At 52.8% G+C, this 18,444-nt stretch carries 15 protein-coding genes and 1 pseudogene; 5 read left to right on the top strand and 11 right to left on the bottom strand.

All coding sequences use genetic code 11. The annotated features are described in order from the left end of the window. Positions 1-131: 131 nt before the first annotated feature. Both MSG32_RS06930 and MSG32_RS06935 read left to right on the top strand, forming a co-directional pair. A complete protein-coding gene (locus MSG32_RS06930; protein ID WP_248378923.1) occupies positions 132-722 on the top strand; it encodes a 2-hydroxychromene-2-carboxylate isomerase in 591 nt (196 codons plus the stop codon). Then, positions 715-1,956 (top strand): MFS transporter, encoded by a 1,242-nt coding sequence (locus MSG32_RS06935; RefSeq protein ID WP_248378925.1) that lies wholly within the window; start codon positions 715-717, stop codon positions 1,954-1,956. The genes MSG32_RS06930 and MSG32_RS06935 overlap by 8 nt, the downstream gene beginning before the upstream one ends. Positions 1,957-2,291: 335 nt before the next feature. Here the strand turns inward: MSG32_RS06935 and MSG32_RS06940 are convergent, their stop codons facing one another. Further along, a complete protein-coding gene (locus MSG32_RS06940) occupies positions 2,292-3,200 on the bottom strand; it encodes a LysR family transcriptional regulator (RefSeq protein ID WP_248378927.1) in 909 nt (302 codons plus the stop codon). 630 nt (positions 3,201-3,830) lie between these two features. Between MSG32_RS06940 and MSG32_RS06945 the strand changes: the two genes are divergently transcribed. Continuing rightward, positions 3,831-4,292 (top strand): hypothetical protein, encoded by a 462-nt coding sequence (locus MSG32_RS06945; RefSeq protein WP_248378929.1) that lies wholly within the window; start codon positions 3,831-3,833, stop codon positions 4,290-4,292. Positions 4,293-4,583: 291 nt separating this feature from the next. Here the strand turns inward: MSG32_RS06945 and MSG32_RS06950 are convergent, their stop codons facing one another. The 9 genes and pseudogenes from MSG32_RS06950 to MSG32_RS18085 form a co-directional block, all read right to left on the bottom strand. Further along, entirely contained in the window at positions 4,584-5,330 is a 747-nt protein-coding gene (locus MSG32_RS06950) for an SDR family NAD(P)-dependent oxidoreductase (protein ID WP_248378931.1), read from the bottom strand. A gap of 687 nt (positions 5,331-6,017) precedes the next feature. Beyond that, positions 6,018-6,224 (bottom strand): annotated as a pseudogene (locus MSG32_RS06955) (transposase); the annotation flags it as partial. Between the two features lie 314 nt (positions 6,225-6,538). After that, positions 6,539-6,910: a hypothetical protein gene (locus MSG32_RS06960; protein ID WP_248378933.1), complete on the bottom strand. Its 372-nt coding sequence runs from the start codon at positions 6,908-6,910 to the stop codon at positions 6,539-6,541. 357 nt (positions 6,911-7,267) lie between these two features. Further along, a complete protein-coding gene (locus tag MSG32_RS06965) occupies positions 7,268-7,738 on the bottom strand; it encodes a flavodoxin family protein (RefSeq protein ID WP_248378935.1) in 471 nt (156 codons plus the stop codon). Between the two features lie 23 nt (positions 7,739-7,761). Beyond that, positions 7,762-8,277 (bottom strand): hypothetical protein, encoded by a 516-nt coding sequence (locus MSG32_RS06970; RefSeq protein WP_248378937.1) that lies wholly within the window; start codon positions 8,275-8,277, stop codon positions 7,762-7,764. Beyond that, positions 8,277-10,349, bottom strand: coding sequence for a hypothetical protein (locus MSG32_RS06975; protein WP_248378939.1), 2,073 nt, complete (start codon positions 10,347-10,349; stop codon positions 8,277-8,279). The genes MSG32_RS06970 and MSG32_RS06975 overlap by 1 nt, the downstream gene beginning before the upstream one ends. Then, on the bottom strand, positions 10,343-10,963 hold the full coding sequence (locus MSG32_RS06980) for a hypothetical protein (RefSeq protein ID WP_248378941.1): 621 nt from the start codon (positions 10,961-10,963) through the stop codon (positions 10,343-10,345). The genes MSG32_RS06975 and MSG32_RS06980 overlap by 7 nt, the downstream gene beginning before the upstream one ends. Then, on the bottom strand, positions 10,960-13,035 hold the full coding sequence (locus MSG32_RS06985) for a hypothetical protein (RefSeq protein WP_248378943.1): 2,076 nt from the start codon (positions 13,033-13,035) through the stop codon (positions 10,960-10,962). The genes MSG32_RS06980 and MSG32_RS06985 overlap by 4 nt, the downstream gene beginning before the upstream one ends. Beyond that, positions 13,028-14,236 carry a site-specific integrase gene (locus tag MSG32_RS18085; RefSeq protein ID WP_248378945.1) on the bottom strand — a complete coding sequence of 403 codons (1,209 nt, stop codon included), beginning with the start codon at positions 14,234-14,236 and terminating at the stop codon, positions 13,028-13,030. The genes MSG32_RS06985 and MSG32_RS18085 overlap by 8 nt, the downstream gene beginning before the upstream one ends. Before the next feature lie 146 nt (positions 14,237-14,382). Between MSG32_RS18085 and MSG32_RS06995 the strand changes: the two genes are divergently transcribed. Then, entirely contained in the window at positions 14,383-15,582 is a 1,200-nt protein-coding gene (locus MSG32_RS06995; RefSeq protein WP_248378947.1) for an oxidoreductase, read from the top strand. A gap of 64 nt (positions 15,583-15,646) precedes the next feature. Here the strand turns inward: MSG32_RS06995 and arfA are convergent, their stop codons facing one another. Next, positions 15,647-15,826, bottom strand: coding sequence for an alternative ribosome rescue factor ArfA (arfA, locus tag MSG32_RS07000; protein ID WP_107335003.1), 180 nt, complete (start codon positions 15,824-15,826; stop codon positions 15,647-15,649). Positions 15,827-16,786: 960 nt separating this feature from the next. Between arfA and MSG32_RS07005 the strand changes: the two genes are divergently transcribed. Then, on the top strand, positions 16,787-18,196 hold the full coding sequence (locus MSG32_RS07005; RefSeq protein WP_248378949.1) for an NAD(P)/FAD-dependent oxidoreductase: 1,410 nt from the start codon (positions 16,787-16,789) through the stop codon (positions 18,194-18,196). Positions 18,197-18,444: the final 248 nt, after the last annotated feature.

Here is an 18,444-nt window from a genome sequence, read left to right on the forward strand (position 1 = left end):
TAATAATACCCCAGGTAGGCGGGGACGCATGATCCTGTTCGCGGGCGCCTCTGCCGGCCAGTGCGGCAGAGTTGGCTTGGATCTGAGACCTTTTAAGGAGCCGCGGTGAGAGCCGCGGAAAGATACTGGACATGATGAAGACATTCGATTTCTATTTCGATTTCGCCTCGCCCTACGGGTTTCTAGCCAGCCGCAAGGTCGAGGCACTTGCCCAAGCGATCGGGCGCAGGATCAACTGGCGCCCCTTCCTGATCGGCGCTGTCTACAAGGAGCATGGCGGGGCGCCGCTCAGCCATCCGTTAAAGAACGCCTATATGTTCACGGATGTCTTTCGCCGCGCGCGGCTCGATGGAGTCGAGGATATGCGCAAGCCTGAAAACTTCCCGGCAAGGTCGGTGCCTCCGGCGCGGCTGGCCTATTGGGTCGAGCGCGAAGCGCCTGAGCACATGGCCGAATTTGTCAAAGCCGCCTATAGGGCTTACTGGATCGAGGGCCGCGACACGGCCGATCCGGATGCCGCGCTGGACGCGGCACAATCCATCGGACTGGACCGAAACGCCGCCGCAGCGGGCGCAAGCGAACCCGATATCAAGGATAGGCTTCGCTGCGAGACAGAAGCGGCCATCAAACGGGGGGTGTTCGGCTCTCCCTTCATCATAATCGACGACGAACCTTTCTGGGGTGACGATCGTTTCGGTGACATCGAGAAAGTTCATGGCTGATACACAATTGCTAACTACTCAGCCCAGGCTTCATTACGCCTGGGTCGTGGCCCTTGTCGGCGGCATTGCCGTCTTCTGCGGACTCGGCCTTGGGCGTTTCGCCTTCGGAATGATGTTGCCCTCGATGTCCGCCTCGCTCGAGCTGAGCTACGGCCAAGGCGGAATGCTCGGCTTCGGAAACATGGTGGGATATCTGGTCGCCGTTACTCTTGTCCCGCTGCTACTGGCGCGACTGGGGACCCGGGCCACTGCGACGCTTGGCCTGATCGTGATGGCATTGTCCATGTTCGGGATGGTGGTAGTCATAGACTTCACTGCGCTGTGTTTCTTCTACTTCCTGACAGGTTTTGGCAGCGGCGCCGTAGTCCTGCCGTCGATGAGCGTGATGTCGAAATGGTTCGCCCCATCCCATCGCGGGCTGTCCTCCGGCATCGTGATGGCGGGCCCCGGCTTCGGCATCATCCTGAGTGGGTTCGCGGTGCCCAATCTCGTGCCGTTCCACGGCATCATGTCATGGCAGACGGGATGGCTGATCTTTGGCGCAATCACGGCTTTCGTCGCGCTGCTCGCCTTCGCTTTCATTCGCAATCATCCGAGCGATGTTGGTCATGCCCCCTATGGTCGGACGGCTGCGGGGATTGGCAGGGACACGGCAGCGCTGACGCGGCAAGGCAAGCTCAAGCTGTTGGCCCATATGGGCCTGATCTTTGGCATCTATGGCGCCACCTATATGCTCTACGTCACGTTCATCGTGACCAGCATGGTTGACAGCTATGGCATGAGCGAGGCAAAGGCTGGCAGTTTGTGGTCCTTGTTCGGGTTTCTCAGCATTTTCTCCGGGGTGTTGTTTGGAGGTATGTCCGACCGTATCGGGCGCCGGGCGGGTATGGCTGTGGCCTTCGCCGCGTTAGGTCTTTCCTTTTTCCTCGTCGGCTTTGGCTCATGGACAATTGGCCTCTATATCTCGATTGTACTGTTCGGACTGGCCGCGTGGAGCATCCCGGTGATCATCTCTGCCGCCGCGGGAGACTATTTCGGCTCATCCGCTGCTGCTACGGCTCTGGCCGCACTGATGGTGGGGTTTTCGGTCGGTCAAGCCGCCGGACCTGTCGTGGCAGGATTCCTGGCCGAGCGATCTGGTGACTTCGCATCGAGCTATGCAACGTCGAGTGGAGCGGCGCTGGTGTCTCTGGGACTGATCTTCTTCCTGCGCCCGCCACGTACCGCTGAGTGACCCAGTCTGGGGCTTGCGCTTCCGAGTTCTGAGCCTCAAGAATGGCCACCGTCGGCAAACGTGTCAGAGAACGGGTGGACAGTTTGATGTCTGTACGGTGACCGGCCAGCCCGGCAATGCTCTTCTGTGCCGGGCGCTAAGGGCTGCCCCCGCTTCTGAGACCTCTATCAGGCCACACTCTTTTTGCCGAGTTTTCGGCGGCCGCAGCCTGGCATGCATGAAACTGCGTGTCTTAGCTTGTCGCGCGCCTGAGCCACGAGTCCGATGAGTCAACACATTGTTGCCAAGGGGTTAGGTCCTGGCGGAATCATTGGTGCCTCTGTCAGTAATCCTGACTACCTCAAGAGCGCTTTTTCCAATGATGCCATGAACGGCTTAGGGTCCCTCATGCGACGAAGCACCATGTCGCGGAATGCACTGACACGATTCGATATCAGATAGCGATCGGCCCACACCAGGTAGACCACCCCCGTAGCGCACTCAATCTCTGGCAGTATGGGGCAGAGCTTACCCTGTCGCACCAGCGGGTCGAGAAGTGCCTGAGGAAGGAGGCAGATCCCCATTCCCGCGCAGGCGGCCTGAATCACCAGGCGGAGGCTATCGATACTGTACCTGGGATGGACTGGGACGCGAGTACTCTTGTCTTCCTGAAGGAACTCCCAGTAGCGAATGGAGTTTCCAGCCAGAAGGCTATGGTCGGAAAGCTGCTCGACATTGGTGAGTGACCGTGAGGAGGCTAGATACTCCGGGGATGCCGCCAGGGCAAGCTTCATATCGAACAGCTGGCGCTGGATAAGGTGAGGTGACGGTGAGGGGTTGGTGGCGATGGCGAGGTCGAGTCGATCATCAACGAAATTCGCGGTATCCGACGTTAGCGTGATATGAATTCTCACCCCGGGATGGCATCCCATGAACTCGAGGGCGGCCGCCTGTAGAAATCCATCGGCGAAGGGCTCTGGACAGGAGACGTGTATATCACCACTGAGCTCCGTCTTAACGTTCGCCAATTGCCCCCATTGATGTTCCAGCGTCTCGAAGAGAGGGGAGAAGCGTTGGTAACAGTCCTCTCCTGCGGCGGTCATGCGGAACTGCTTGGCGTGACGATGAATCAGTTTTTCTCCCAGTGACTCTTCCAGCTGGGCGACAGCCCGAGAAAGAGTGGGCGCCGAAATGCGGTTGTGTTGACTGGCGGCTGCAAAGCCGCCGTACAGCACGGCCTGGCAGAACCAGTAGAGAGATGTCATGTCTTTTGCGTTCATAATTGCACGCTTGGATTTCTTTTTAGGCTGTTTTTGAATTTTTGATCCAGTGCTAGATTAAGTCAACCCAAATACGCCCTTGAGAGTAGAGATGAAAAAATTTTCACGTCGATGGCAGTACCCACTGATGATCTCCATGGTTATGCCGACAATGCTGGTCGGGATGCCTGGGATCATGGCCTATCGAACTCTGTCTGACGGAGATTCTCTTCTGAGTGCATGGGCGTCCCTGATCGGACAAATCGTTCCCTCTGCCTTACTAATGTTGGCCGTCGTTGCCCCGACGGTTCGGATTGTCGTCACGAAGTTGTTGTTGGAGCCAGAGGGTCGCGTCTCATCCGTTGCCAACGAGGCATCGCGGGCTAAACAACGCTGAGGCTTGGCGTCGCCTTCTGAGTGGGCCATGGCGGAAATTCGTGTAGCACAACGGATGACGGCTTTGGCATATTTTCGAGACTTATCGACTTGATAGGTGGAGGGTGCCGGCGCAAGTGCGGCTGGCAAGCTAGCGACGATGCATTCACTGGTTAAACATTATTTTCAGAGACAGAACTATTGAATACACAAATCTGGCTAGAGTTGGTACTCATCGCTACCGTGTTGATAGGATCCGGCATGCTTCTGTTTCGCTTTTGCCATCGAGGCGCCGCCTTGACCCACGTCGTCGAGTTCCTGCTGACGGGAGTATTGGGCGCCTTTCTTCTGATGGCTGGGATGGTGAAGTTCTTTGAGCCCTTCCGAACCATGTTTGCCACCCAGATCGAACTCAGTGGCTTACCGTTTCCGGCTCTTGCTCGGGTGGCGGGCCAGGGCGGAGAAATTTCCGCGGGGCTGCTGTTATTGGCCGTGTTGCTGGGCACGAGAAAATTCACCGAAGCACAGGTGAATACACTCTTCACCAGCGCCGTGTTACTGGCATTAGCGATCATGGTCGTGGCGATATTTGTTCATCTCTCGCCCGCGGTACCGGCCGCCGTTCTGCCACTGCAGACCAAGCCCCCGGTACTAACTGTGGTCATCATGCTGCTGCTGCTGCTGACGGCCTACCTGCGACGTATACGCTTGAGGGCCGAGTAACCGCTGTGGCCCGGGCATCCGGAATGGCCCGAATCGGTGCTGCGCTGAAAGCAGGGGAAGCCTGCCATTCATGGCCGCGTGGCTAACGAGGCTCGCCGCGTTCAGAGGGAGGCTCGAGCCCTGCATACTGACTTGTCACCCGAGAAGAACCGGCTAGTCGCGTATGGCGTCGGCAGTGCGCTCGGATGATCGATCCGGCGGCCATGCCGACTACGATGCCGGCCTAGCTTGGTCTTAGTCGAAATATCGTGGCATGGCCTGATCCACAGGGTCAAAGGTGCAAGCCGAGCGCTACCAGGGTTCGGAAAACGGACGGATGTCCTGCTCGAACGTCCAGGCATTGCGCGGTTGGCGGTGGAGTTGCCAGTAGACTTCGGCTAGATCATCCGGCGAGATGACACCGTCTTCCCCCTTGCTGGCAAAGAGCTCCGGGAGGAACTCCCGGGTCGAGTCGTTTTTCATCAGACCATCGACAATGACATGGGCAACGTGAATGCCCTGTGGCGCGAGTTCCCGAGCCATGCTTTGTGCTAACGCTCTCAAGGCGTGCTTGCCTCCTGCAAAAGCAGCGAAGCCGCTGTTCCCTTTCACACTGGCGGACGCCCCCGTGAACAGCAGGGTGCCGTGGCCTCGCTCAAGCATCCGGGCGGCCACTTCTCGGCCAACCAGAAAGCCTGCCAGGGCGCACATTTCCCAGACCTTTCGGTAAACCTGCGTCGTGGTCTCGGTAATGCCAAAGCGGACATTGCCTCCTACGTTGAAGACTGCCACCTCGATTGGGCCCAGCGTTGCTTCCACCTGTTGCACGAGGTCGCAAACCTGCTGTTCGTCTCGCGCATCCGAGTGGAGAGCCGTCGCCTTGGGACCGAGACTCTCGACCTCGCGCACGAGACGACTGAGGTCGCCGCGACGCCGCGTGGCCACAATGTGGTACCCCTCATGGGCGAAGCGTCTGGCAATGGCGGAACCCAAGTGGTCGCCCGCACCGACAATCAGGACGATTGGGGCATTATGGCTTCTGGCTGTCTCCTGGCTCATGACTGTCTCCTGACTGAGCTCTGGCGATGAGAACCATGATAGAAGGGATTTTGATATAATTAAAATCAATAGATTTTATATTTACGGCGCCTACTGTTTATGGCGTTTCGCCTGAGTCTGGGCGCCTTATGGCAAAGCAGCAGTGACGTCTGTTTCTGGCTGCTCCCGAATAGAGTGGCTTCACCCGCAGCATGCCGCCGGTGCATGCCTCGCGTCCCGTTCTTTGCACATGGATCGCGTGGAGAGGCAGTGAGTCTGGAGCGGCACTGCCTATTTGCCATAAGCGTAGCGGTGCTATGACTTCTGTAGGGATAGGCAAGTAAATTGAGCCAGGCAAATAGGCAGTCTCAATGACCAAGTGCAACGCCTGACCCATCAGGTACGGTGTTGCACTTGGTCATTGAGACCGCCAACCTTCTGGGACGATAAAGGTTTTGGTGGCTCAGAAGGGGGGCATCAACCACTTAATCCGGATGCCCTGAAAATGAGTGGAGAAGGGACAGCGGGTCGGTCGTATCAGCTCGTTCGGCTCAGAGCTTGGGTATGGACAAGTTAGGGCGCATATGTCCACCTGTTATCATGTATCCATGCGGACATTCACAGAAATGCCTGAAAGCCCCCAAAAGATTGGGTTGTGGGCCGTATCCATACCAGTACCCCTAGCAACTATGATCACAACTGAATGGTGCGCGTGTTGCGTGCCGGGGAGCGGTAACTCCTGGCGGCCCCCATCAGCACGCGTCGCACATGCCCGATGTTGGACTTGGTGATGCCGTCCTCGCGCCGGCTGTCGCCGCTGGAATGCTCGCTGGGGAATAGCCTCAGGTAGGCCATCAGTTGACCGGGCGAGTCCAAACGGCTGATGTCACTGAGTTCGGCAAGCTCCGTCATCGCCAACTCACTGAACACGCGGCAGCGCAAGACACTGGACTGGCGCACGCCGCTGGAAGTTTACGCCGAGGCGCTCAAGAAATCGGTCGCTGGCCTGAGCACTCTTTATTAGCGTTGAGCTTGAAACTTGAGACCGCCCTTTTTTCCTTCCATAATGGGGAAAGGTTATCAAGAATGAGGCCACGCTGGAGCCAGCTGCAGAAGAAGAGGATTGGGCAATGCTCGGCACTGATGCGCCAGAAGAGCACATCGCAATTGCAGTCTGGCGGGCGGCTATAGAATTGTTTGAGGGTGATCGAGCAGCGGTAGATCGCTGGTTACACCATGAGGCAATGGGGCTTGGATGGATGCGCCCCATCGATTTCATGCAAGAAGAACCTCAGCAGGTACTTGATCTGGTAGCCAGGATAGAACATGGGGTGTACACCTGATCCGAGCCTGACAATGGCATGGCTTTGAATTCGTGACGCCTTTAGCCGGCTGGGCCTGCTTCCAGTGATTGCAGATAGCACAGCAGATCGTCCGTCGGCGCGCCCAGCGCTCATCAGCTGTTCGGCAGTCAGGTGAACGAATACGTCAATCGGTTCATTGTGAAACCAATGGCAAGCCTGAGCCTTGGAGCTGCAAACCCGCTCGGCTTCATCCAGCACTGCCGTTGCATGTTTTTCAGTCGTGCTTAGTTCTGCCATGGGGGCATTCCTAGGGCTTTAGGAAATGCCGGGATGAAGATTGTTCCCTTTCCTGCCATTGCCAATGATCACGGGGCGCTCTTGAAGAAACTCGTCATCAACCTTTCGTAGCTCTGGGAAGGAAGCCCAGGATGGGCGAACAGGGCGTAGGATGATCATGTCCCCATCCCGAGAGATTTTTAGCCTTTCCGCTCTTTCATAGGCTATGTCAGCGGCAGGAAAACAGCTTGGCCCTTACCTATATTGTAAATAGGTACGGTTTCCATCTGCTAAACCTCAGGGTCACTGCGGGATAGGTGTCGATCCCCGGGTGATTAATCGCTCGAGACCCTAAGCTAAGGTGTAAGTCATCGGTATTCATATTATACCGGCATCTAGGCTGGCGGCCATGGATAAACCGAGCTCTTCGCACTGATCAATGAATTCTGGCTGAAACTCTCCTCTGCATATCAAAGGTTCTTGAACCAACTTCCAGCGTAACCCTGTAGTGATTGACTCAATTGCCCTGCGTGTTCCAGTGCCATCGTGACCGGCACGAACATAAAAAGTAAATGGCATGCCCTGAGTCTTATCTAGGCACGGGTAGTAACAACGGTCGAATACGTCTTTAATCAAGCCCGCCATATAGCCCAGGTTTTCCGTTGTTCCAATGATTACGGTTTGAGCAGAGATTATATCCTCAGGTTGAGTATCAAGAGGTGAGCGGCAAACAAGAGTAATGTCAGTTACATCAGGATGCGTAGCTCCTTTGATGACTGCATTGACCAGTTTTTTTGTATTTTCAGATGGCGCGTGCGCAATCAGTAGTAATGTCTTGCGTTTGGTCATAATCAACTCCAATATTTTTCCCATCAGTCAATACCAAGCTTTTTCTTTACAGGTAAAGGTAGCTGATCAAAAGCATAACGTACCAATTCTTCGGTCTTTTGTTCCTCTAGTTTAGATACTAGGTTTTTTAGTTCGGTGTTAGCTTGAACCAGTTCATCTTTGCTGCTGCGAATGGAACCGCGAGAAGGTGTATTTTTTGCCTTTTGAACCTTGGCCTTTTTCGATGCCATTAATTCCGCGTTAACGCTATCCAGATATTTTCTGAAATGCGGTGAGTAACTGGACGTGTTCATTAATGAGGCGCGGTTTATTTTTAAAGCGATGGCGACATCCGAACCCTTAATTTGATAGGTCTTCTGCGCTAGGAAATCTGTGATTTTGTGATGACGCTTAATGTACAGTTCCTTTTCTTTTTTGAGCTGCTCGACATACTCCCAGGCTTGCAGGCTGGCATTTTTCTCGGATACCCAGTCAGGGCGCTCTATTTCTTTTTCAATTGCCGCTTCTTCGACTCGTTTTTTAAGGTAGTTCATAACCATCAGGAAGCCCTCGATGCATTGTAATGATCCAATACCTCTTGCAGCTCGGAAAGCGCCTCATGCTGAGGATTTAGGGTTCGTACGTGTCGCGTCACATTTTTAACCAAGTTATAGGAAGATGCTTTGAAAACCTCGGGAACGACTGGGTTTTTTAGCGCCTCCACATGGGACGCAACATGGAACAAGGCCCACTCGATATTTTCCGTCTGCATGAGATTGTGGACGCAGCCTAAGCAGAGGTCTGGAGATGCATTGTGGCGCATGGGTTCGCCCATTTCCGCGCATTTTGCTTTATTTCGGGTTCTGCGTTTGAGCAGGCAATATCCCCAAGGGTTTGACTTGATGTTTTCAATCTCGACGGTAGCCAGACGTTCGGCTAGTTGTTCTTGTTCCTCGGGGGAAAGGATGGAGGTTTTTTTGAACAATCTACGCAGCCAAGTATGTAGTTGACCGACATAACCTTCTCCTTGGTGCTTAAGATAATTGTGAACCAACGAACTAATGACCTGGGCCTTGGCTTTCTCATGGCTAAGGCGGTTGTCCTTATCGCGGATATAGGACAGCCACATGACTCGTGAGATATGCTTGAATTGACTGCGAATCATCCAGCCGGCATCCCCATCAAAACGTCGATAGACGGCTTCTGCCCACATATGACGAAAGGCATGTGGGCTTGGATAAATTGCACTTTCTATGATGCTACTAGTAACCATTCTTGTTACATGCCTGGAGCGTAGTTCTTCTTGCGGTAAGGATTGAATCCAGTCCTTCATCTCATCTGAAAGATGTGCTTCTAACAAAGTAAGCCAATCGGCTGCTAGAGTTCCGTCACGGTAGCGTATTAGCCAGTTCTTTTTTCTTTTATTGTTGGATCTCAGAAAATAAAATTCTATGCGAGGCCACTCTTCACGCACTCGTCGCCAGGACTCTTTCAGATTGATATCTATCAAGAGATTTTCCCACTCCTCTGCAGAGTGTTTTGCAAGTAATCGATTTCGCTCTTGTTCTTCTGACGGAGTCAATGATTTTCCAGTGTTGCAGGCCATCTGCAATGACTTAAATTTTGTGTAATCATCCATAAACTTGAAGCCTGAATAATTCTTAACGAAGTGAGCCCAGAGGACGCGAACGGCTCTTTGTACAATAACTCCTGAATCAAACGGGTCACGATTTGTTGTGTTAACTTCATACAAACAAGCTTGATCACCGGTTGCACCGAACAATGACCTAAGCCTCTCGGCAATTACGTAAATGCTGAAAGTAATTTCCCTCTGTTCAAGAATCTTCCCACTCGTTTTATATACATACCAGTTGACTTTGTAGCGCCAAGGAAAAGCGTACTGGTCTAACCTATCATCATTTCTCGTAATATTGATCGCCGAACGCGAAAAACCATATTCACTTTTCCGCCAGCCGGTCAAAGCAACCACACTGGTGAGTCCTGCGGAGGCAACTAGGCGTACCAACTGTCGAGGGTATGTATTACTGCTGTCTCGAAATCTATTTTCAACGAGCCCCATTGCCAAATAATCCTCGTCAGAGGGTAGCTGACAAGGGACCTGATCACAGCGATATTTTAATGTGCCCAATACTACTTGAAAGAGTGCCATAGATACGCATGGTTGGCACTCGTTCAAGAGGCGCTGGGTTTCTGCTATATCCTCTTTGCGTATCCAATGCCAAAGGATAACACGCATCCGGTCCATATTTTCGAGAGAGGTCTGTAAACCTAAATCGACTACCAGGCATTTAAGTGTGTTGTCTTGAAGCAACGTGGCTTCAAATCGTGCTTGTTGGTAGGTAGCTTTATACTGATAAGCCACTTGTTTGTAAATTTTACGTACACTTCGGACAGACCAGGTGGGCCAGCGCCGGTTTATTTCATCAGGGGATCTTCCACGCAGAATCTGAGGTAACACATTGCTCACAGTGGACAGTTCGTAGCCTAATGACGCGGCTAACTTTGGAACTTCGCGAATTACCGAAGCCATCGCAATGGCCATTGGATAATTCTTTTCAAAGAAGGATAAACAGTGCTCCACATAATAGCGACCATGGTCCAGGGTCAGCATGTTGTAACTTCCCCCTGAGTCCAATCGCGGTAGGTCAACTCGTTATCTGTCAATTCTGGTATTAAATTTTTTAATTGCCTGTTGACGACCGCCTCTGTTAAATTTCGCGAGATAAAGTCTAAGCGAAGCTCCTCTAGCTCTTGCTTCCATGCTTTGATCTGAGCTGTGACTGAGAAAAGGGTATATGATTTGATAGTTGGGTTATTTTTTGATCCTCCCATCCACCAGCTGTGTGTAAGAAGATACGTAAATATTTCGAAACTGTTATCCCGATTCAGTTGGGTAATGCTATAGTGTGCCATTGCAGCCCAAAAGAGCTTTATGCCGGCAAGACGACTTGCATACAAGTTGGGAGTTGTCACATTAGCAAGTGAGAGCCATAGCCGCTTGGTTAGCAGAACCCAGTCGACCATGTTGGCCAAGGGCCAATCAGGATGCTTTATGCTTATGTCCAACAGGTCATTGAAATCAATGTTTATGATATTCCCGCGCTGTTTTTTAAATTTCCATCTATTGTCTTTAAATACGTTATCAGTATATCCAGGTAATGCGTTCAACTGTGCTTGTGCTTCATCGAAATTAATATCTTGCAATGTAAATGTAGTTTTCCTCATTCCGTTGCTTCCATAACATGGCTAAAGAGCGGAGGTAGATGAGCTGATAATTTGATATAGGCTTTTTGTGCAGCCGCGGCAGTTTTCATGCGCATGAGGGTTCTAGTCATCCACTCGAGCTTGACTATTAGGGTGCGTTCCACCCAATCGGGACGAACCGACAGTAATTTCGACAGGTTCTCCTCGGCCTGAGTGATGTAGTGAATGAAATAGAGTGCAGTATCGATAGTGTCCGAGACGATGATCTTGCTGCCGTTGCTATCTTCAATAGAACTGTATCTCAGCGAATGGGTAACAACTTCATTCATATGAGTGGCTTCTATTATTCGCGTACGTAATTCCAAGTCTTTCACAGACTGGCTGATTTCCGTGATGGATGGCTGAAACACCACGTTTTGTAAATCATGTAACACTAGGCGTGTTATGCGGTGGGCATGATTTACCCATTCTTTGTTAGCATCAGTTAAATAGGATATTTTTTCTGTTAGTGATGTATGCGAATGGTGGTTGATAAGGTCTGATTCGCGGTAAGTGTCGGATCTAGCATGCACTGCTGTGGTTTTTATGTGCGTGAGCGTAAAACAGCTGGCTGGTAATGGCTTCGGTGTTGAATTATAGTACTCATTCACACTCTTTCTGGTCCGTTTATAAAATTGGGTGTAGTTTTCATTTCCCAGCTCTAGTGCCAGCATGGCACGAGAGAAAACTGATGTGGCGTCGGATAATTCAAGTTTGGTGTTGAGTGTCCTCTGGAAGCTTGGTAATTTCCAGACTTTCACAAGAAGACTCATGGCATTATGTGTGTGATCTAAGGCTGGAAATTTTTGTTGTTCGGCGATTTTTGTCCTGAACAAGGATGGCATGGACAAACCAGTCATATAATTATCCATTGCCTTCGTCCAAGGGTCGCTACCCATGAGTATGGCAGGTTGTTTGGTTGTGCCCGCTCGCCCCTTGTAATAAGTACACTCCATCGCGATTAATCGGCCGAAGCGGTTGCGTTCACAGGCATAATTGCTGGTTTTTAACTTCGGTATATCGGAAGGTTGGACTGCCTCACATGCCACCAACCAAGCACAAAGCAATTCCTCGACAGGTGAGTATTGTGTCTGATAGCTTGGGTGGAAGAATACTGGTCTTTGCCAGGGAGGGTTTTTGTTCTTTCCATAAGTTATACTTTTCGGAAGATCCTGTGAGCCATATTTGTCCAGTCGGTTTTTTACAACACTTTGTGCATTTGGCACAATTAAATCTATCAGTAGCAATTGGGAGAACTCATCTTCGGCTTCATCTTGAGAATTGAACTCTCCGATGTGTTTCAACAGCAATCGATTCCAATCGTAGTACCAACACTTGTAAGAGGGGGCGAAGTCAATCGGGCACGATTTCTCCCAGCGGCCTCGCTGCTCCAGCAACCACAGTAAGCTAGTGGCGATAGTTACACGAAAGCTATTAAACAACAGGCGCGGACTTTCCAGCTGTAAATACGCTTCTTCTCCAAGAATAGCACGTAACCATGGTAAGTTTAACCACCGGGAGAGTGTCACCGATTGTTGCTCAGTGCTTTTTGAAGGTTTAGATAATGACGTTAGTGTCCGAATGTAATCGTGATCTTCGCTTGTTAAAGAGGTGCAGGCCAAAGCTTCTCTGAGAATTGTGTTAATGAGGCTCAGTGTGCTGTGCTTCAATTCTTTGTCATTCATCAAATAAGCTTCATAATCTTTCAGCACGTTGTAACGGTTTTTGCCTTCCGCTTTGTAGCCTGATTCGTTGATCCAGTCAAAAAAACGCCTAATGTTATCGTGGTACCTGTGTTTAGAACGATCTCCGAGTCTGGAGAACCAGTCACTTTGTAGTCCGAAAGCACATGCATTGAAAATAATTCTGCTGTATTTGCTTTGTTTTTTTAGCTCAATGATCTTGGTCGTTCCGGCGTAAGTTTTATAAGGGATTCTTTTTTGTTGTTGTGATAGTCTACAAGATTGTTGGGGTATGATCTTTTCAAAAAAAACCAATTTATTTTCAACTGCATAGCCTTGCATGTTTTTCACTACGGGGTCGATGTCATCCATACACCATTTCCTCCATTTCCAGCATCTGCAACCGCATGCGAATATACAAGGTGGTTACTGAAGGAGCCTGCCCACTCTTGCCAATGGTATGACCAAGCCGCTGCGCAACCACGATGAGTGCTGCTGACTCAGAGCGGGTTTCCCGACCATCGGGGCCGGCCAGCTCGGCGTGAAACAGTTCGGTGGCGAAGGTATGTCGCAGGTCATGAAAGCTTAGGAGAGGATTCAGATCTGCCGATTTCGCACGTTTCTTGAATACCCGTGATGCCTGCTCTTCACCAATACCGGTACCGATAAATCGTTGATCGGTTCTCAGAAAAAAGCTGGTGTCTTCACTACCGGTCTGGTCGATGAGCCATTGGCGCTCCGTTTCATAGTAGCGCTTCATATCCTGTAATAGGAGTCGGTCAAAATAGATCCAACGTGATTTGGAGCCCTTTGTGTATCGTCCTGCCAGCCTATAGCGAAACTGATTAACGTGGATGAAATCATTGTTGTTTAGTTGTTCGAATAATGAGAGAAGGCTGTCTTTTCCGGCAACGCGTAGCCCCATCAGCTCCGAGGTTCTAAGTCCGACCTCGAAGCCCATCCGCATCATCAGCTTTTCGGCCAACGTCTCACAGGTATTTAGCAATTCGTTGCGCCTGTAGCGAGGAACGTACTGTATATAATGCTGTTTGTTGTTTTTTTCAGCCATTAACTGCCGGGTTTTTCTGTCAATCCTTAACTTTAAATGAGGACAGATGCCCATGTAGTCTAACCAGTGGTAGTAAGCTGACAGTGCAGATCGATGAACGTTAAGTGAGTGAAATGAGTCAAGCCTTTTTGCTAAAACCTGGTTTATGTAATGATTTACGAATCGTTCGCTGCATGCTGGAGAGGCATGCAGTCCCGGTTTTTGTTGATGAGCTCGACATTCCTCCAAGTAGCCAAGAAATGTAGACAGGCAGTAAATGTAAGAACGTATTGTTGTGTCCGAAACATCCCGCTCAATCAACGAGCTGATTCGCCTACGAGATGATTCATCAGAAATCTCTCGAGCCTCATAAACGACGCCATGCCGGGATAGGTGAGTCGAGAACATCAACGGCAGAATTGGTGGTGCGGACTGTTGGTCAAGAATCACCCAAAGCGGGTCTAGCAAATGACCGTGATAGCTCAAGGTCAATTTTTCGACTCGAAGAGACATATAATTGCCCACATTTTTCAATGTCTCTTTGTATAACAGCACAAGCCAGGCAGGCGGGCAACGAATTTCAAAGAATAGATGTGTATAAGGAAAACATTGCTCGGCATATCCCTTGCCACATCTTTTACTTAACGCGCACCAAGAGAGACATCGCCACCATGACAGACCAGCCGACAGCCTCCGCCCTGTTCACTCCTTTCACGTTGCCAAGCGGCCGGGTGCTCGCCAACCGAATCGTCAAGGCTGCGATGTCGGATTCTCTCGGCGATGGCACGGGGCATCCCAGTAAGCCACAGCTGCGCCTTTACGAGCGCTGGGCAGAGGGTGGCGTGGCGGCGTCGCTGGTCGGTGAGGTACAGCCTGACCACCACCATGCCGAGAAACCGGGCAATCTGGTGCTCAACGCGCAATCCGATCTCGCGGCCTTCACGCAACTGGCCCAGCGCGGTCAACAGCATGGTGCAGACCTCTGGCTGCAGCTCGGCCACGCCGGTGCGATGGCCTACCCACCGACCAGCACGGCGCACGGCCCCAGTGCCCTGGATATTCCCGGGCTACGTTGCGAGGCCATGAGCCTGGCGGCCATCAAGGCACTGCCTGGCGCCATGGCAACGACGGCTCGCCTGGCGCGTGAAGCCGGGTTTGGCGGGGTACAGGTACATGCGGCACACGGTTTCCTGCTCAGCCAGTTTCTGTCTCCCCTCTTCAATCAGCGCACGGATGACTACGGCGGCAGCCTCGACAAGCGCATGCGCCTGATGCGTGAGGTGATCATTGCCGTGCGTGAGGCCGTTGGCCACGACTACCCGGTACTGGTGAAGCTCAACTCCAGCGACCAACTGCAAGGCGGCTTCGAGGAAGCCGAAGCGCTGCAGGTGATAGCAGCGCTCGATGAGCTGCCCATCGATCTGATCGATATCAGTGGCGGCACCTACTTCCCCGGCGCCAGCTCCGCGTCGGATGCCAGTGCCAGCGGCCCCTACTTCGTCGAATTCGCCAAGCGTGCACGCGAGGTAACGACTCTGCCCCTGATGGCAACCGGCGGCTTCAAGACACTCGCCGAGGCCGAAGACGCCGTGGTACAGGGCGCCGTCGACCTCGTCGGCCTGGCCCGCCCACTGGCGCTGCACCCGTCACTGCCCGCTCTCTGGCAGGCCGGAGAATACCCCGCGCCAGAATTCCCGCGTTTCAGCACGCCGCCTGAAGGCGGGGTGACAGCCTGGTATACCCTGCGCCTGACCCAGCTGGGCGAGGATCGTGAGCATGAATCACTGGGCGAACTGGAGACGGTGCTGGCCGACTATGAAGCCCGCGACGCCGCACGTGCAGAGACCTGGAACGCGCACTTCTCGAACTGAGTCGCTTTCAGTCCCTTGCGGTGATGCAAGTCAGGTCGTGGGAAACCGCACCAATGAAGCGTCTTCAGGCAGCGTTGTGCACACTGACTGAAGGCGCTTCACTGCCGCCCCTGTTTCCCTGCGACTTGCCCTGGCGCTGATAGCTGCCCTTGCCCTTGCGCGCCTTTACCACGCGTTGCTTGAACATCGGGGTACGCAGCACCGCCTTGAGCGCGTTGTCCTGCACCTTGCGCTTGTGGGTCATGGTGTCTTCTCCTGTGGACTTTCTGTCACCGGCCCAGTATACGCCCTTTCGGCATGCAGAGTGATCAACCTCCGCTTCCCCCTCGTCGCTGGCCTGGTGAGTGAATAGCCCCGCGAATAGTTCTGCGTATAGTTCTGCGTATAGTTGCGAATAGCCCAGCAGTTCCTTTAGAAGAACCTCCAGCAAATCCTCCAGCGAGGATCATTCGATAATCTGGCGCCCTTTTCCCTCCTGACCCCGTCTCTTTCTCCATTCACACACCACTCACTACTGTGACACCCCTTTTCCATCCTCCTCACACCCTTATTTACGCAAAATCTCAAAATCACGAGCCCCCACCTGCTTGACCAGTAGATCATTTCAGCCCTCCATCCGCTTGACTCAGCATGCCTTGAACAGGCAGAAAATCATCCACCTTCGAATCGACATTGCAACACGGCAATCTTCTTTTCTTTCCACATGGAAACAAGCCAGATAACGCCATGGCAAACCACCGCCACAATTTCAAAAACATACATACAAATCAACAACTTAAAAGAAAACCACCCAAGCCATGAGCCGATAAATCGCACCCTTGCGCTTGGCCTTTCCAAAGTGACACAACCCGATATAATCTTACCACTAAAGTCTAAACACCCTCGTGATCGTGTACACTTCATACACTCAGAATCAATGCCTCACATTTGAGATGGCGCATCATTTCTGCGAGGATGCCTCACGTTCCGCGAGCAGTAGATTGCTCTCAAGGCAAGAAAAATACGGCTTCCGTGTTCAGTTTCAGCGAAATGTCAGGTGGCCAGTCAACTGGATTCCTTACCTTTCCATGCCACCCAAGCGCTGGATAACGCTCATTATTATCGCGCTCCACTACATAGGAAAAAGCACCTGGTCAACACGAAATCCCGCAACTCGGGGTTCACGGAACATGACGTCTCATTACAGTCTCAACAGGAAATATCCATGACAAAACGCATTGCGATCATTGGCGCAGGGCCGAGTGGCCTGGCACAGCTGCGCGCCTTTCAATCTGCCGCTGACAAGGGTATCGATATTCCCGAAATAGTCTGTTTTGAAAAACAGAGTGACTGGGGTGGCCTGTGGAATTACAGCTGGCGCACCGGTCTCGATCAGAATGGTGAGCCCGTCCACGGCAGCATGTACCGCTACCTGTGGTCCAACGGCCCCAAGGAATGTCTGGAGTTCGCGGATTATTCCTTCGAGGAGCACTTCGGCCATCCCATCGCCTCGTACCCGCCACGTGCGGTGGTCTTCGACTACATCAAGGGTCGGGTCGAGAAGGCAGGCGTGCGCAAGTACATCCGCTTCAACTGCCCGGTGCGCCACGTCAGCTTTGACGACACCCGCGAGCAGTTCACCGTCAGTGTCCATGACCTGCAGGCCGATGCGGTCGTTCAGGAGCAGTTTGATCACGTCATCGTGGCATCGGGTCACTTCTCGACCCCCAACGTGCCGGAATTCCCGGGGTTCTCGCAGTTCAATGGCCGTATTCTGCACGCTCATGACTTCCGCGACGCGCTGGAATTCAAGGGCAAGGACCTGCTGCTGATCGGCAGCAGCTACTCTGCCGAAGATATCGGTTCACAGTGCTACAAGTATGGCGCTCGCAGCATCACCACCAGCTATCGCACCGCCCCGATGGGCTTTGCCTGGCCGGACAACTGGGAAGAGAAGCCGCTGTTGCTGAAAGTGGACCGCGACACGGCCTATTTCCGCGATGGCAGCAGCAAGAAGATCGATGCCATCATCCTGTGTACCGGCTACCTCCACCACTTCCCCTTCCTGGATGAGCCACTGCGCCTCAAGACGGGCAATCGCATGTGGCCGTTCGGTCTCTACAAGGGCGCTGCCTGGGAAGAGAATCCGCGCATGTTCTACCTCGGCATGCAGGACCAGTGGTACACCTTCAACATGTTCGATGCCCAGGCATGGTGGGTGCGTGACGTGATTCTCGGTGAGATCGCGCTGCCCAGCCGCGAGGCGATGCAGGCGGATAGTCAGGCATGGCGTGACAGGGAGGAGACACTGGACAGCGATGAATCAATGATCCTCTTCCAGGGCGATTACGTGAAGTCACTGATCTCGGAGACGGATTATCCGAGCTTTGATATCGACGGCGTCAACCGCACCTTCCTCGAGTGGGAGCACCACAAGCACGACAACATCATGACCTTCCGTGACTACTCCTACCGCTCGCTGATGACCGGCACCATGGCCCCGCGCCATCACACGCCCTGGCTCGACGCGATGGATGATTCGCTGGAAGCCTTCCTGGCGCAGCCCGACAAGAGCGCCAGACCAGCAGGCGGCGAGACAGCCACCGCCGCGCAGCTCGCGACTGACGACGCCTGAGCAGGCCGTCTCAGTCAGCAGCCGTCTGAGCGAGCAAGCCGCCTGAGACGACGAGCTTCCTGATCCGTCAGGCAACGATGCCGCCGAGTCGTGACACGACTCGGCGGCATCGTTCTATCAATTCACACGTGCAACAGCTCACTCGTGCAGCAGCTCACTCGTGCAGCAGCTCACACGTGCATGAGTGAACCAGAGCATGAGTGAATCAGAGCAAGCGTGCGCAAAGGCCTGAAACTTGCGGCAGGCCC

It is taken from the genome of Cobetia sp. 1CM21F, assembly GCF_023161745.1.
Lineage (GTDB): Bacteria > Pseudomonadota > Gammaproteobacteria > Pseudomonadales > Halomonadaceae > Cobetia > Cobetia amphilecti.

Coding starts and splice junctions, on each gene's coding strand:
- MSG32_RS06995 (WP_248378947.1), top strand. CDS start 14,383: ATGACAGACCAGCCGACAGCCTCCGCCCTGTTCACTCCTTTCACGTTG.
- arfA (WP_107335003.1), bottom strand. CDS start 15,826: ATGACCCACAAGCGCAAGGTGCAGGACAACGCGCTCAAGGCGGTGCTG.
- MSG32_RS06950 (WP_248378931.1), bottom strand. CDS start 5,330: ATGAGCCAGGAGACAGCCAGAAGCCATAATGCCCCAATCGTCCTGATT.
- MSG32_RS07005 (WP_248378949.1), top strand. CDS start 16,787: ATGACAAAACGCATTGCGATCATTGGCGCAGGGCCGAGTGGCCTGGCA.
- MSG32_RS06940 (WP_248378927.1), bottom strand. CDS start 3,200: ATGACATCTCTCTACTGGTTCTGCCAGGCCGTGCTGTACGGCGGCTTT.
- MSG32_RS06930 (WP_248378923.1), top strand. CDS start 132: ATGATGAAGACATTCGATTTCTATTTCGATTTCGCCTCGCCCTACGGG.
- MSG32_RS06970 (WP_248378937.1), bottom strand. CDS start 8,277: ATGGTTATGAACTACCTTAAAAAACGAGTCGAAGAAGCGGCAATTGAA.
- MSG32_RS06935 (WP_248378925.1), top strand. CDS start 715: ATGGCTGATACACAATTGCTAACTACTCAGCCCAGGCTTCATTACGCC.
- MSG32_RS06960 (WP_248378933.1), bottom strand. CDS start 6,910: ATGGCAGAACTAAGCACGACTGAAAAACATGCAACGGCAGTGCTGGAT.
- MSG32_RS06975 (WP_248378939.1), bottom strand. CDS start 10,349: ATGCTGACCCTGGACCATGGTCGCTATTATGTGGAGCACTGTTTATCC.
- MSG32_RS06980 (WP_248378941.1), bottom strand. CDS start 10,963: ATGAGGAAAACTACATTTACATTGCAAGATATTAATTTCGATGAAGCA.
- MSG32_RS06985 (WP_248378943.1), bottom strand. CDS start 13,035: ATGGATGACATCGACCCCGTAGTGAAAAACATGCAAGGCTATGCAGTT.
- MSG32_RS06965 (WP_248378935.1), bottom strand. CDS start 7,738: ATGACCAAACGCAAGACATTACTACTGATTGCGCACGCGCCATCTGAA.
- MSG32_RS06945 (WP_248378929.1), top strand. CDS start 3,831: ATGCTTCTGTTTCGCTTTTGCCATCGAGGCGCCGCCTTGACCCACGTC.